This window comes from Candidatus Neomarinimicrobiota bacterium (assembly GCA_021734025.1).
Classification (GTDB): Bacteria; Fidelibacterota; JAANXI01; order JAANXI01; family JAANXI01; genus JAANXI01.
Window position 1 is genome coordinate 37,071 of record JAIPJS010000013.1, and the last position, 15,905, is coordinate 52,975.

The 15,905-nt window shown below is 50.4% G+C and carries 6 protein-coding genes; 3 read left to right on the forward strand and 3 right to left on the reverse strand.

What is annotated here, in order from left to right; translation table 11 throughout:
- Positions 1 to 191: 191 nt before the first annotated feature.
- A complete protein-coding gene (locus K9N57_13100) occupies positions 192 to 2,783 on the forward strand; it encodes a T9SS type A sorting domain-containing protein (protein MCF7805122.1) in 2,592 nt (863 codons plus the stop codon).
- A 537-nt stretch (positions 2,784 to 3,320) separates the two neighbouring features.
- Here K9N57_13100 and K9N57_13105 read toward each other — a convergent pair.
- The gene (locus K9N57_13105) at positions 3,321 to 7,463 is read right to left on the reverse strand and encodes a response regulator (GenBank protein MCF7805123.1); all 4,143 of its coding nucleotides are present in this window, start codon (positions 7,461 to 7,463) and stop codon (positions 3,321 to 3,323) included.
- 278 nt (positions 7,464 to 7,741) lie between these two features.
- A complete protein-coding gene (locus K9N57_13110) occupies positions 7,742 to 10,393 on the reverse strand; it encodes an HYR domain-containing protein (protein MCF7805124.1) in 2,652 nt (883 codons plus the stop codon).
- A 477-nt stretch (positions 10,394 to 10,870) separates the two neighbouring features.
- Between K9N57_13110 and K9N57_13115 the strand changes: the two genes are divergently transcribed.
- A complete protein-coding gene (locus K9N57_13115; GenBank protein MCF7805125.1) occupies positions 10,871 to 12,217 on the forward strand; it encodes a family 43 glycosylhydrolase in 1,347 nt (448 codons plus the stop codon).
- 144 nt (positions 12,218 to 12,361) lie between these two features.
- Positions 12,362 to 12,736: a hypothetical protein gene (locus K9N57_13120; GenBank protein MCF7805126.1), complete on the forward strand. Its 375-nt coding sequence runs from the start codon at positions 12,362 to 12,364 to the stop codon at positions 12,734 to 12,736.
- Positions 12,737 to 12,751: 15 nt separating this feature from the next.
- Here K9N57_13120 and K9N57_13125 read toward each other — a convergent pair whose 3' ends face one another.
- A complete protein-coding gene (locus tag K9N57_13125) occupies positions 12,752 to 15,880 on the reverse strand; it encodes an efflux RND transporter permease subunit (GenBank protein MCF7805127.1) in 3,129 nt (1,042 codons plus the stop codon).
- Positions 15,881 to 15,905 lie beyond the last annotated feature (25 nt).

Here is a 15,905-nt window from a genome sequence, read left to right on the forward strand (position 1 = left end):
CCTCCCGCCTTACATGAACCGTACATAAGTATGATCCATAATAAAACATACCCAAATTGGATGAGCTTCTGCACCAGTCTCTCACTCGAGTGGACTGGGGTAAATACCCTGTGAAGTAAGTCAGGAGCGCCTGCGTTCCTGGAAAAAATTGTATGGAGCGGGCATTACTTATCCAAACGGAGGAGGATCCAATGAAAACGATCTTTTGTACGGTGAGCATAGTACTCTTATTCGCAGGGGGGCTGTTTGCAGGAACCTACAGCGGCGGTAGCGGAATATCCGGTGATCCATACCAGATTGCTACAACCGATGATTTAATTGAGTTATCTAAAACCTCTAATTCTGATGATTGGGATAAACATTTCATTCAAACAGTCGATATTTCTTTCAATGCCGATGAAACCCAGGTGGACTGGGATGGCGATGGTAATTTAGAACATGGAACTGATGGTGATGATACGTATGGCTTTTTGCCTATCGGGAGTACTTCTACAGATTTCACTGGTAAATATGACGGCAGCGGATATACGATAGACAGTCTGTACATCAACCGTTCATCCGAAGATGAGATTGCATTATTCAGCGATGCAAACGGCGCCACGATTACCAACGTTGGCGTGACCAATGTAGATATTACCGGGCAAAACTACGTAGGTGGACTTGTAGGTCGGCAAGATGGAGGCACAGTCTCTTCTTCCTACACTTCAGGTTCTGTACACGGCGAAGACCATGGCTATGATTTTTATGGATTATATGTAGGTGGTATCATAGGAGATAGTAATGGTGGTACGATCTCGAATTCGTACTCAACTGCATCTGTTAGCGGATACGGAAGTATCGGTGGACTTCTGGGAAATAATTCTTATGGTACTATCTCAAAATGCTATGCTGCAGGTTCGGTCGGTGGAACTGCGGACACAGGCGGATTGGTTGGGAGTAGTACAGCTAGTGAAGTCAACTATTCATTCTGGGATACTCAAACCACCGGCGAGTCGTCCAGTTCAGGTGGCGGCACCGGGAAGACCACTTCGGATATGAAAACGGAGTCTACCTTTACTTCTGCCGGCTGGGATTTTGAAGGCGAAACCGCAAATGGCACAAATGACTATTGGGATATTGATGGCACAACAAATAATGGGTATCCCTTTTTGATGGCTCCCAATCAACCTTCCTACTCCGACGGCAGTGGTACATCGGGCGATCCATACCTTATTTCGTCCGTATCCGATTTAATTGGTTTGTCGCATTATAGTGACCATTGGGGTAAACACTTCAAACAAACAGCCGATATTTCTTTCAATACCGATGAAACCCAGGTAGATTGGGATGGCGATGGTAGCGCTGACGGTAGTGGAACCAGCGGTTTTTCGCCGATTGGGAACAGTGACACATATTTCACTGGTAATTATGACGGTCAAAATTATACCATTAACAATTTATTTATTAACCGCCCATCAACGAACAATATTGGATTATTTGGCTATGCAGAAATGAACACAATTAATAATCTGGGGCTAATTAATGTTGACATTACCGGTGATGATGATGTAGGAGCATTAATTGGCGATGCAACCTCAAGTGTATCAAATTGCTATAGTATGGGACAAATATCGGGATATAGCGATGTTGGCGGACTAATTGGCATCTCAACCGCATATTCGATTTCCAAATGTTATAGCAGTTGCGCAGTCACAGGTTCCAGCTTGTATATTGGCGGCTTGGTTGGCTATAGTACAACTCCAATTAGTAATTGTTATAGTACCGGAAATGTAGATGGTGATAATAATGTTGGCGGATTGGTGGGGCAAAATAATAATGAAATTTCAAAATCCTACAGCACAGGCAATGTTACCGGCAATACAGATGTCGGCGGTCTCGTGGGTGATAATGTATCATCAGTAATTAATTCTTTTTGGGATACAGAAACCTCTGGACAACCGGGGGATGATGACGGCGTTGGTAATCAGATACGGACGGAATCTAACGTTTACGGCAAGACCACCAGCGAGATGAAAACTCTGGCAACGTTTACCGACGTAAGTACAGCCGGATTAGATACCGCTTGGGACTTTGAGACCAACCCCAATGATGACATGGGAAATAACGATTACTGGGATATTGATAATTCCCAATCCATTAATAACGGTTATCCCTTCCTCAGTTGGGAAAATGGGGAGGATGTCTCCCTCCCGGTGGAGCTGGCGTCGTTTACCGGCGAATACGCGAAGGGCAGCATGCAGTTGACCTGGGTGACGGAATCTGAGATTCGTAATCAGGGCTTTATCCTCGAACGGTGGAACGTCCAGAACGAAGCTTGGCAGGAGATTGCGTCCTTCAAGACGGATGCTGCGCTGCGGGGCCAGGGATCGACGAGCAAGCGTTCTGTGTATACATTCACCGATCATTCTGTTAAGACAGGACAGGAGTATTCGTACCGGCTGACAGACGTCTCATATGCAGGCGAAGTGAAGGTTCATGATGACTTGGTTTTACAGGTGATAGCGACGCCGACTGCACCATCCGTCTTTCGAGTCCAGACACCGTACCCGAATCCGTTTAATCCGACGACTACTATCGTGTACTCCTTACCTGCAGAAGCACCGGTACGGATTGCCGTATACAATATCACGGGGCAGTTGGTCAATGTGGTCTATCATCAGACACAAACAGCCGGAAATCACCAGATGAGTCTCTCCCTGCCGGATTACGCCAGCGGTGCCTATTTTCTGCGAATCAGCACCCCCGAACACCAGCAGACCAGGAAGTTGTTGTTGATGAAATAAACAGGGTCCATAAATGAGAAATACAAAGGGGGTGCATGGTGAGAAGCCGTGTACCCCTTTCTTCTTTGACTATCACAACAGAGCGTATACCCTGATTATTTGGGAAGCCCGCAACCTTGAAGACTCCAATTGGGGTCTATCCCGCAGTATTAAGGGAAAAAATTATCTCCTCCTTTTTATATTCAAGTCCGTATTGAGAAAAGTATAGGGAAAGTGAAACGTACAGTGTCACGCCCTCTATGCCGCCAACATTGCCAAATGCTCCACAAGCAATACTGGTATGTATCGTGGCGACTTCAACGCCACAAAGATGGTTGAGGATGTTATACCGAAGTGAAATACTTTGGAAGCAAAATTACATGGAGTCCCTGTGCAATAAAACGGGAAGCCATCTGACAGGAAAGAGCGATCAAGCGGAAGAGAAGCCGGAAATATTTTGAAGCGTTGATCCACAATAAAGTTGACTAGTCCTTGGCATACCGGAATTTATCTCAATTCATTGGGGCAACTTCCACATCCCATCAATAAAAGTTCCTCTTACCCGGTCCGGATAAACTCGCTGGGCGGGGCCTCGAATTCCTTTTTGAACAGGCGTGAAAAGTAGGCGGGGTCCTGGATGCCGACAGCCCGTGCCACCTCCTGGACGGAGGTCAATTGACCGGTGGTGAGCATCTCTTTTGCCTTCTGTAACCGTACGCTCCTGATCAATTCGGACGGGGTCAGATTAGTGAGGGACTTGATTTTACGCTCCACCTGACGACGGCTCAGATAAAGGCTGCGAACCATATCATCCACGGCGAAATCCGGGTTATCCAGGTTGTTTCTGACCAGATCGCGGACCCTGGTCATAAATTCCTGATCTTCAGAGGAAACTTTCCCGGTATCGGGAGATTTATACCAGGTTTCGGCATACCGTTGTGCCACTAACGCCCGGTTCTCAAGCAATGTGAATAAGTGCGCCCGTAACTGTTCGATTTTGAACGGCTTCACCAGATAAATATCTGCCAGAGACTCCAGCCCCTTGATTACATCCTGCTCAGAGGAACGGGCTGTGAGCAGAATTACCGGGATGTGACAGAGCGCCGGATTCACCCGGAGGGATTTCAGTACACTAAATCCGTCCTTGCCCGGCATCATTACATCACTGACGATGATGTCCGGAACCAGCTCCTCTGCTTTTGCAAGCCCATCGTTCCCGTTGTAAGCCTGGTGGACTCGGAAATCCTCAGCCAGATGCCTATACAGGTAGTCCTGCAAATCCAAGTTGTCTTCCACAAGCAACAGAATGGGTGCCTCAACCGGTGACTCCAGAGGGAAGGCGGGACGCTCCGAAACAGATTCCTCTCCGCTTTGGGTCCACTCGGATTCCGGTGAGGTTATCAGTGCCGGCTTAACGGGGTGTAGCAGTGGCAGGCGGATTTGCATCGTTGTTCCAATGCCGGGTTTGCTCTCTGCCGTGATAATTCCATTGTGGAGCTCTACGAGTTCCTTCACTAGTGAAAGTCCGATGCCCAACCCCTTGTGTGCAGTCTCTTCATCACCCTTCACCTGATAATATTTCTCAAAAATCCGATCCAGCTCCCCCGGTGCAATTCCGACCCCGGTGTCCTGAACAGTGACAAACACAGATGGCAGCCCACCGGTCTCGGTCTCATTGTTACCTTTGACTTCCAATGTTACCGTTATTTTGCCCCCTTTGCCGGTGAATTTATATGCATTACTCAACAGATTGGCGATTACGATGTGCATTTTTTCAGGATCAAAGCGACATACCACGTTCTGATCCGGGATATTCAGCCGGAGATCGATCCCTGCCGCTTCGCAGAGGGACTGAAAGTCCCCCGCCTGCCGCCGGAGAAAAGCACTGAAGTCCAGGTCCTCCACGTCGAGAACCTCTGAGTACGATTCCAGTTTCGGGATTTCCAGAAGACGATTGATAAGGTATTCTAGTCGTTCCAGATTACGTTGGAGGACATCCATAGATTTTCCATGAGATTTTCTCATAGCAGATGAGATATCCTCCACGTTACCCTTGATCAGAGTGAGCGGAGTCCGGAATTCGTGTGAAACGTTGGCCAGGAACTCGTTTTTGGCTTTTTCTATCTCCGCCTGTTTTTCGCGTTCCTGCTTCTGTAGTGCCAACTGGTGCTTGTACTCATCCTGCCTTCGTTCGTAGCGCCGGATATAAAACAGGACTATTGCCAGAATTCCAATATAAAAGGAGTATGCCCACCAGGTGCGCCAAAACGGGGGAGCCTTCACGATCATCAACTCTCTGGACTCCGGAGTCCATTTTCCATGTTTCATACGGGCAGAGACCCGGAAGATATAATCATCCGGTGGCAAGTTTGAGTAGACCGCTGTACGGTTCGAGGCGTTTGTGGTAATCCAATCGGGATCAAACCCCTCCAATTGATACCGGTACTCTATGGCCTCAGGGTGAGTAAAGGAGATACCGGCAAATCCCAGGGCTATGATCTGGTCTTCAGCGGTCAGTTTGAGCGTATCGGTATCCGTGATAGATTTGGTAAGAATCGTCCGCCCATCGATCTGTGTCCCCGCCTCAACATACTCATTACCGATACGCAGTTCGTTGATAATCACTGGAGGGATGTGTTCTTGCGGTCGGATGTCCGAAGGCCGAAAGACGGTGAGGCCGCCGACGCCTCCAAAGTACATCCTTCCGGAAGTGCCGTGGTGATAAGCGGCAGTGTTGAATTCGTTTCCCGGGAGACCGTCAGTCACATCATACGTTTGTACAGTCTTAGAGTCTGGAAAGAACCGGGCGAGACCACTGTTCGTACTAAGCCAGAGAGAACCGCCGGCATCTTCCAGTATCCCATAGATCACATCGTTCGGCAGACCGTGCCTGATATCGAAATGAGTGAATCTCAGGCGATTGGGATCGAACCGATTCAGTCCGCTCATGGTGCCTATCCAAATCGTACCACCGGCATCCTGGTGGATACACTTCACCTGGTCATTGCTTAGAGAAGCGTTATCGCCGGGGGTGTGCACAAACCGGTGATAGTCGTTCGCTTCCGGGTCGTACACCAGCAGACCGGATTTTTCCGTTCCAATCCAGACGAGGCCCCCATAGGTTTCCTGAATTGCATAAATAGCCTTGTCGGAAAGAAAGGTTTGCAGCTTGGTCGGAACGGGAGCAAACTCCGGCGACCCATTCCCGAGATATATCCTGGTGAGGCCGTTTTCGGTGCCAATCCAGAGATAGTTCCCAGTATCCAGGAAGAGTTCAAATACGAAATCGTCCGTAAGTCCATCAGAACTTCCCGGCTCATCTCTGTACTGGATAGACTCTCCTGTTTTTGGGTTGTACCGAAAAAGTCCGGTGCCCTCGGTCCCAATCCAGAGATTCCCGTACGGGTCCTGCGTGATGGCATAGACCGTCGCCAGATAGAGGGGAACGTCAGTTACCTCGCCGCTGAACAGATTGATGGCGGTGAACCCACCGTACGATCCCGTATACAGCAGACTATCCCCGACTTCATACATACTTCGTACGCTGCGGCCGCCGACGCTTGTCCCCAGAGGATTATCCCGGGAATACTTCAGGTGTTGAAACTGCTTAAACGGCGGCGTCGGATCGAAATAATAGACTCCTGTGCCGTTCATCCCAAGCCAGATCAACTGTTCCCTGCTGATATGGATTGCCAGGATTCCACCGTCATCCAGCGTCCTGGATGTCACCTGGGCAGGGGCAAATCGGCGGACCTCTTCCGTCTCCGGATCAAATTGATAGTATCCGCTGGCAGCCGTGCCAATCCATATCACCCCAGCCTTATCTTCGCAAAATGAAGTTACTTCACGAGTGGTATCAATACGGCCAAGGGTGATGGTACGATAGGTCTCGAGTGACGGGGAGACACGTCCACCGCCCACGTTAGTCCCAACCCAGATCTGCCCCCGGGAATCCTGAAAGAGATTATTTATCCTGGCGGGATTATTCGAGTACGGTTTGGGATTTTCGAGCCTGAGAGGACGAAATGTTTCGGCCCCTTTTCGGCGGACGTACACTTGCCCGGTATTTGTTCCTGCCCATAAATTACCATGAGCGTCATACAGCACGCTAACCAACCCCTGGATTGCTCCATCAGGTGATTCTGGTATCCATTTAGAATAACTGGACTTGGTGATTGGATCGTATTGAAGTAATCCGGCGGATTCGGTCGCAATCCACAACCTCCCCAGGGAATCGACGTGCAGATCATTAATGAGGGGCTCACTTCTGTTTCCGGTATGCATCCGGAGAGGGATACTTTGGAAACTTTCGTACCGGTGGTTATACCGGTGGAGGCCACCTGTATGAGTTCCAATCCAGAGGACTCCGGCGCTGTCAACTACCAGGCTGGTGATATAGTTATTTCTAAGGGAGGTGGAATCCATGGGGATATGTCTGAAGACTTTGATTTGGTAGCCATCAAATCGATTAAGGCCGTCCTGGGTCCCGAACCATATATATCCACGGTGATCTTCTGCTATCGCTTGCACCCGATTCTGGGAGAGTCCGTTGTGACTCCCGAGATGTTGGTACTGGACCGCGTAAGGCTGAGCTGTAACGATGTGCGGGCACACTAAAAGCAATATCAGAAGGCCGCAGGCGACCATCGCAGGAAGAGGGGACAGAGCGATTACGCGATGCACGAATCCAATCCTGTTCATATTATGGTTTCAAGTCGGGATGCTAAGAATGTCAGGCAATGTTATTGTAAGAGAGAAGAGAATCCAAGAACTAATTATGGGGAGGAGATACTGTATCCAGATATTTCAGACCACTGGAAATGAAGATTTCAAAGAGGATACGAAGGTATAAAATTGGAGGAACGCGTACCGAGTAGAAATCCCCGGTGGGGAACGCGTGGCTCCACCACCGGGGATTGGAGATTCTACTCGCACCCAAGCTGATTTGCCAGGGTTCGGTTAGATAGTTCTTTATTTCATCATTTCATCAGCGTCATCTTGCTCAGGAACCGCTGACCATTCACCTCCAGTACGTACAGGTAAACACCGGTGGCCAGGTTCGAGGCTTCAAATGTAACCGAATGGTATCCGGCGTTCTGATAACCGCTCACCATCTCCTGAACCATCGTACCCCGCAAGTCATACACTGCAAGGTTTACGTTGCCCGCTTCAGGGATCCCATACCGAATAGAGGTCGTGGGGTTGAACGGGTTGGGATAGTTTTGCTCGAGCTGATACACTGCTGGAACGACTACCTCAAGCGCGCGTGGGTTACTGCTGTTTGTAGCAATGGCCGAAGAACCACTGCTGACCTCATATACGGCACCATCATCAACAGCGCCACTCTTCTTGCTGTGGGGAACCACGACCTGGCAGGTTGCGCTCGATGAGTTGCCGTTTCCATCCGCGACCGAGAGAGAAACAGTATACACACGACCATTGCCACCGCCCTGCCGCTCGGCGCGAAGGTCAACTGAGGAGCCATTGATGACGATATCATTCTTTGTGGCACCGTCACCGCCACCTCGACTGCTTTTACCCTTGCCATTCTTTCTGCCCTGAACGTCTTCCGGTTCATCACTTGAAACCGAGGTGATCACGACGTCAGCTGCACTGAGATCTGTACAGTTATCATCCAGAGAGGCTACAAAATCGGTAGCATCAAAGGTGTGATACTTATGATTCGGCGGCCAGAGAGTGATTGGATCACTTTTCGCAACGAAGGTGGGTGCTTCCGTATCCTCAACTGTCACGGTAAACGTATCCGATGCTTCATTGCCGGCCGCATCTGTCGCTGTCACAGTGACTTCAGTCTCGCCTAAATCAAAGGAAGCGCCGGAAGCAGGATCGGCAACAAAGGTCACGTTGTCGTCGCATTCGTCTGTAGCGCATACATCGAATTCAACCACAGCACTGCATTCACCCGGGTCATTGGATACGGTAAAGTCCTCCGGAACCGTCAACTCAGGAGCCGTCTCATCCAGTTCCACGGTTACAGTCACGTCATCACTGGAAGACGCTTCACCGTCGGAGACAGTTAGAGTGAACGTGTGACTACCACCACCCAAAGAAGTTGTGTAAACCGCATCGGCAGATTTTACTTCTCCATTATAACTCCAGCTGTAGGTCAGATCATCACCATCCTCATCGCTTGAGCCGGAACCGTCCAGAGTTACGTCGACATTCTCGATTACACAGTCAAAGGCCTGATCTTCACCGGCATTTGCGACGGGAGGCTCGTTGGTCGATACTTCAATGTTCACCTCATCTGTATCGGTAAGTTCTCCATCCGAGACAGTCAGGGTAATAGTATAAGAGCCGTCCGCTAGGTTGATGGTCGGATTCTCACCGGTTGCAATTTCGTTTCCGTTTTCGTCACTCCAGGAGTAGGTCAGCAAATTACCGTCCGGATCGCTTGAACCGGATCCATCAAGAGTAACAGAGGTAGTTTCGCTGGTCTGGTCAGGTCCGGCATCCGCCGTGGGGGCATTGTTCAATTCGGCAGCTTCATCCGGGGTTAGCACTGCGTCGGTAATATCTTCACAAGAAGTCATGGTAACGTCAATACGATAGTTGAATCCGACAATAGCACCCCAGTCAACCATCGTCAGACGTATTTCATTCAATCCTGTGTGCAACGCCTGTTCGACAACCGCATCAGGTGGGGTTATATTCCCTGCACCGTCGACACTATCGATGAACGTATCATTAATCCAGATGAGAGCTCGGTTATCGGCTTTGAGCTGGAAAACCATAGAGGGATTCGTATAGTCTGCAGGTACTTCAAAACGGATACGATAAGGTGTCCTGGTATCGAGGCCGACCGTATTGTCCGGGTCGAAATTCACCCAGGAATTCGTTCCCGCGATATATCCCCAGGTATGTGATCCAGTGAGGTAAACCGGCTGCCATTCGGTCTCTCCAGCCGGTAAAGACTGGCTGTATGGATCGATGTCGCCCACGTCCCCATTGGCACCCAGGATGGTGAATGTCTGTTCAGTGGGTTCACACGCCGCGACTGTTTGTCCATTCAGGACGACCTCAGCTGTTTGTAGGTTATTTCCAGTGGGACAATCGTCAACCTGCGTGATAACTACGCGGTTTTCCCCTTTGACAACGTAACCACTCAAGTCTGTGGTTTCGGTAGCTCCCAGATAAACATAACTGCCGGGGATCACGAGACCGTCAGGATTCGCAGAATTGAAGATTGTAATCCGCGATCCGTCGTCCATCCCGTCGAAGGAAATCGTAAAAGTATTTACGGTCGTGCCCACAGGGATGTTGACGAACGTTTGAAAGTAGGTGAAATCCAATGCATCCCAGCAGCCATAACCCGCGTCACCAATTATTGAGGCACTGCCACTGCCAAAACCTATTGTTTCCGGATTCGGGGGAGATATCCAACCCCCATCCGTTGCGCCTGGAATCGTAGCCTCGGAATAAACTGATGGATCTCCATGATTACCTGTATCATTATTATAAGGTATTACACCAAGATAGTAACCATTTGCTTCTTCCAATCCATAGTGCATATCCCAATCGGTCCGGCTGACATTCTGAGCAAAGCTGACTCCAGAGAAGATCAGCGTTACAAGGAAGACTACTAATAGTTGTAAATATCGTCTGTTCATTATTGCGCCCCTTACTTTGTGTTATTGTGTTGGGTGTGATTCGAGGAGGGGTTACCTCCGTCGAATTCTGCCGGTGTTTATGCGGCGGGACTAATATGACCGGAAAGGTCATGTTTGGCAAGGGCTCGGGGGTGGAATGTCGCATTTGTCAGGGTATTTGGCGCGTTTCTCCAAGAGGAAACATCTAAGGATCTGAATTTGATTATATGGAATCTGAATTAACACGATTCTAACAGTGTGAGATATGGGCTACGTTGGGGAATAATTGGTGCAATCCACAGGATGCCTCTTCCCTAGATTACCGAACACTTCCTCACAGAGGTGGACGAGCCATAGATTTTAATACGAAATTCAAAAAGTACTCCATCCCGTGGCAGCCTGTCCACGATGCAGGCTTGTTTTATGAGTCGGGAACTACGATTTTATTACACACACTACTTATGGGTAACCACATTTTGCATTATTCGGAGGAATTGTATGAGGGACTTCCGTGATCATTTGGTCATATTAAGTATCCTACTGGTGAGTGCTGCTTTCAATCTTTACGCCCAAAATCCGATTATTACGGATCAGTTCACTGCCGATCCCTCGGCCAGGGTTTTTGAGGGAAAAGTATACCTGTATCCCTCGCACGACATCCTTGCTACCGAGGAACTGGGACGGGTCGGTTGGTTTTGTATGGAGGATTATCATGTCTTTTCCGCCTCCAATCTGACCGACTGGACTGATCACGGTGTGATCGTGAGCCAGTACGACGTCCCCTGGGTCGACTCGACGGCGTACAGCCTGTGGGCGCCGGATTGCATCGAACGAAACAGGAAGTATTATTTCTACTTTCCCGCCCCACCGAAAGATCAAAAAACCCGGCGAGGTTTTTCAATCGGCGTGGCAGTCTCAGACAAGCCGTATGGGCCGTTTACTCCGGAGCCACATCCTATTGAAGGCGTTCGCGGCATTGATCCCAATCCGTTTATCGATAAGGACGGACAGGCGTATCTGTACTGGTCAGCGGGAGATATCTATGTGGCAAAACTCAAAGCAAATATGCTTGAACTTGCATCGGAGCCAAAGATTATTGACAATCTCCCTGAGGAAGGCCTGAAGGAAGGGCCGTATATGTTCGAGCGAAACGGGGTGTATTATTTAACCTATCCCCATGTGGAACACCAAACCGAGCGGATCGAATATGCCATCGGCGATAGTCCGATTGGCCCTTTTCATGTGACCGGTGTCATAATGGATGAATCGCCGAATTGCTGGACCAATCATCAATCAATTATTGAGTACCACGATCAATGGTATCTCTTTTATCATCACAACGATTTGTCACCGGAGTTCGACAAGAACCGATCCGTGAGAATCGACAGCCTGTTTTTCAACGAAGACGGTACAATACAGAAGGTCACTCCGACCCTGCGCGGGGTGGGAATTACGAACGCATCTCAAAAAATCCAGATTGACAGGTATAGTCACAAAAGCGATGCAGGTGCCACGATTGAATTTAACGATACCAACGATACATCTGCGGGCTGGAAGGCGATACTCGACGAAATGAATGCCTGGATTCAATACAACAGTATTGATTTCGGGAACAAGGAATTTCAGTCGGTGAGTGTACGTGCAGTATCAGCCAAAGGGGATATTATCCGGCTTAAATTGAATGATGCCGGAGGCCCTGTTCTTGCTGACGTGGAAATTCCTGCAGACGCTCAGTGGAAAATAATCACTACACCGGTATCCGGTTCGTTCACCGGCGTTCAAAACCTTGTTGTGACGTCCAAAGGGAATAACCGGGCTGAGATCGACTGGGTACGTTTTGAATAGGAAAAGCCGGTGACAAAAATCAGATGAGATTGTCACTTTCCCTGCCGTAATTCCACCGATGCATTTGGAATTCGACTATAGAATGACCGTGTTTTCGTATTCTATCTTTTGCTTATTACTCACCTATTAACCGAGAGGTTCAGTATGGACGCACCGATGTTTTATACTAGCTTTGCCGAGTGGAGCAAAATCCTGTTTTATATGGTGTTAGCGTTCCTGGTGTTTTACGGACTCTATCGGAAGTATTACGCTCAATCGCCATCATGGAAAAACTGGATTCACCTCGCCGTTTTCCTGCACTTTCTGGTTGGGGCGCTCTATTCCGGGATCCGGATGGTTACCACAGATCCGTATGACCATATGATGATACGGCGATTCTTCGCCTGGGAGGCGTGGTTTAACTTTGCCTGCGCGGCGTTCTATTTTCTGTTCATCCAGTATTTCGGAAGGCATATCTCAAAATCGATCCAAGGCCCAGATAAAAACGAGAGGAGAGAAGGCGCTATCTCAACGGAATAACACTCGGAGAAACCTTTAATTTACTCTGGCAGGAATCAGGTTCGATAATTTCGATTTGATGTCTTCCAGTACCATGTAGAGGCACGGAACAATCACCAGGATAATCGAGGTGGCGAAGACGATCCCGAAGCCCAGCGAAATTGCCATGGGAATCAGGTAGGCAGCCTGTCGGGAGGTCTCCAGTATGATTGGTGTGAGCCCGCCGAATGTGGTCAGCGTCGTGAGAATAATCGGCCGGAAACGCCGGATACCCGCCTGGTGGATGGCTTCGAATGCCGAGAAGTCGGCGCGCTTTTTATTGGCATAGTCGATCATAATCAGTGAATCGTTCACGACGACGCCGGAAAGCGCAATAATTCCCATCAGGCTGACCAGGGAAAGATCAAATCCGAGCAGGATGTGTCCGATGACGGCGCCGACGATGCCAAACGGGATAGCGAACATCACAATCAGCGGCTGGAGGTAGCTCCGAAATGCGACCGCCAGTAATCCAAATACGATAACCATCGCCAGGGTAAAGCCGCCCCACAGCGTCTGGGTGGATTCCCGCATCTCGGCCTGGCTGCCCTGAAACGTCCACGAAATTCCCGGGTAATCGGCGCGCAACTGCGGCAGCACGTCTGTCTGGATTGCGGATAACACCTGCGTCGTGCGCCGCGCCGGCTCCACGTCCATACTGACTGTAACGACCCGTCGACCGTCCCGGCGATTGATCGAGGTGAACGCTTCGCCGCTTTCCATTTCCGCAACTTCCGTTAGCGGCACATCCATTCCGCTGGGCGTCTGGATTATAAAGTTATCCAGATTGTGCAGATCTTTCCGATCCTCTTCCGGGAACTTCACTCTGACTTCAATCTCATTTGTCCCCCGAAGTTGCCGCCGGGCAATTGCGCCATAGAATGCGTTCCGCACCTGCCGTCCGACTTCTGAAGCGGTCAAACCGAGGCTCCGTCCCTCCGGCAGGAGTTTAAAATCGAACTGGGATTTGCCCCGGTTGTAGTTGTCGTTGACATCTCTGGTATTTTCGAACTGTTCCATTCGGGTAAAGAACGCCTGGCTGGCCTTTTCCAGGACTTCGATGTTCGAGTGACTCAAATCCACGCTGATGTCCTGCTGCCAGCCGCCCGGGCCACTTTCCGCCTCAAAGGTGATCTGATCAACGCCTTCCAGATCGCCGATTTCGTTGCGCCAGAGCTCGATGACATCGGCGGCGGTCATATCCCGTTGCCCCGGCGGCTTCATCACGATCTCCACGTCGATGAAGCTCTGCCCCCGGACGTTGGTCTTAATGCCTTCTGCCGCCCGGCTCAGGTTGTGCTCCCGGAACATCCGGTGGGTGGAGTTTGTCACTTCTCTGGCCACCCGGGCCGCCTGATCTCTGGTGGTGCCCACCGGGAGAGAAACACCGGCTTCAATCTCATCAGCCGAGACCTCCGGCATCATAATCATGCCCATGTGGTCACTGTAGCCGTATCCGCCCACCACGACCAGCAGCGCCACTGCGATACTCAGTGTAATGTACCGGTACCGTAGACAGATTTCGAGAAACGGGCGGTAATAGGTATCCACGAACTGCTTAAACTTTCGGAGAAACGCCTGTTGCCACTGATGTACACGATCTCCAATCTTTGTAAGAGACCCTTTGGTCAAATGTCCGAGATGGGCGGGCAGAATGAACAGCGCCTCCAGCAATGAGACGGCGAGGACGGTGATGACCACAGCCGGCAGCGGCCACCAAAATTTTCCGGTGGTGCCGGGAATGAACAGCAGGGGAATAAAGGCCACGATATTGGTGAGAATACTGAAGGTCACCGGCCCGGCGATATCTTTGGTACCCTTAATCGCCGCCGGCAGAAAATCCATGCCTTGCTCACGATATTCGTACACGTTTTCGCCAACGACGATGGCATCGTCCACCACAATTCCAAGCACCACCAGGAAGGCGAACATAGATATCATGTTGATGCTGACGCCAATCACCGGCAAAATCAGGATACTGCCGACAAACGAGATGGTCATCCCCATCATCACCCAGAAAGCGAGCTTGTATTCCAGAAACAAGGTCAGGATTAGGAGAACGATAACCACGGCAATCACGCCGTTTTCCATAAGAAGGGAAAGGCGCTCCTGGTAATCCCGGGCGCTGCTGCTGTCGATCCGCCATTGCACTCCTGGTGGCAGGGTCGTTTCGAAGTTTTGCATTATCTCGCGCACCGCCGACTCGATTTCCAGCGGGGACTGAGAGCCGACCCGGTACACCCCAACCTCCACCGACGGCTGCTGATTGTATTCCGAATGGAATCCGGCCTCCTCGAAGCCGTCCCGGATTTCGGCGATGTCGGCCAGCTGCACATTTGCGCCGGACTCAGTAGAAATTATTGAAATGTTGCCGTACTCTGCCGCCCACTGCTTCCGCTCGTTCATCCGAAGCAGAATTTCCCCGTCGTGGGTCTCGATGGCTCCGGCGGCCACATCTCTGCTGGACTGCTCAATAATCTGTGCCACATCCCCCAGGGTGATGTCATATTCACGGAGCTTATCCTGTGGAATTTCCACATGGGTGACGTATTCCGGCACGCCGCCGATATCTACCTGGGTGATCGCCGGATGGCTCAGCATCTGGTCCCGCAACCGCTCGGACAGCTTCCGGAGCGTCCAGATATCCACGTCGCCGTACAGCCCGATCTCCATGACCTCCTGCTGCTGTGCCTGGAGTTCTACTTCCGGCTCTTCGATGTTCTCCGGAAACGTCCGGATGCGATTGATAGCCTGGTCGATGTCCTGAAACGCCTTCATTCGGTTGGTACCGGCCACCAGCTCGATGTTGACCGATCCGCCGCCTTCGTACGCTGTTGAGGTAATCTCTTTGATACCGGTGACGCCGCGTATGGCTTCTTCCACCGGCAGCAGAATGCCCTGCTCCACCTCCGCCGGCGCAGCGCCAGGATATTGCACGTTGACTTCCACGATATCCAGCTGGAACTGGGGAAACACTTCCTTCTGGATGTTGAACGCCATCCAGACGCCGCCCAGCAGGAAGACGATCATCAGTAAATTAGCCGCAATGGAGTTGTTGGCCATCCACGCAATCGGACCGCCACCACTACTCTCGTTGCCGTCGGAATGTATGGTGTTCTCGTTCATGTATCGATCCGCTCTATAGAAACTA

Bases quoted from the DNA above. Each gene is read 5' to 3' on its own strand.
- K9N57_13105 (MCF7805123.1), bottom strand. From the start codon at position 7,463: ATGAACAGGATTGGATTCGTGCATCGCGTAATCGCTCTGTCCCCTCTT.
- K9N57_13115 (MCF7805125.1), top strand. From the start codon at position 10,871: ATGAGGGACTTCCGTGATCATTTGGTCATATTAAGTATCCTACTGGTG.
- K9N57_13110 (MCF7805124.1), bottom strand. From the start codon at position 10,393: ATGAACAGACGATATTTACAACTATTAGTAGTCTTCCTTGTAACGCTG.
- K9N57_13100 (MCF7805122.1), top strand. From the start codon at position 192: ATGAAAACGATCTTTTGTACGGTGAGCATAGTACTCTTATTCGCAGGG.
- K9N57_13125 (MCF7805127.1), bottom strand. From the start codon at position 15,880: ATGAACGAGAACACCATACATTCCGACGGCAACGAGAGTAGTGGTGGC.
- K9N57_13120 (MCF7805126.1), top strand. From the start codon at position 12,362: ATGGACGCACCGATGTTTTATACTAGCTTTGCCGAGTGGAGCAAAATC.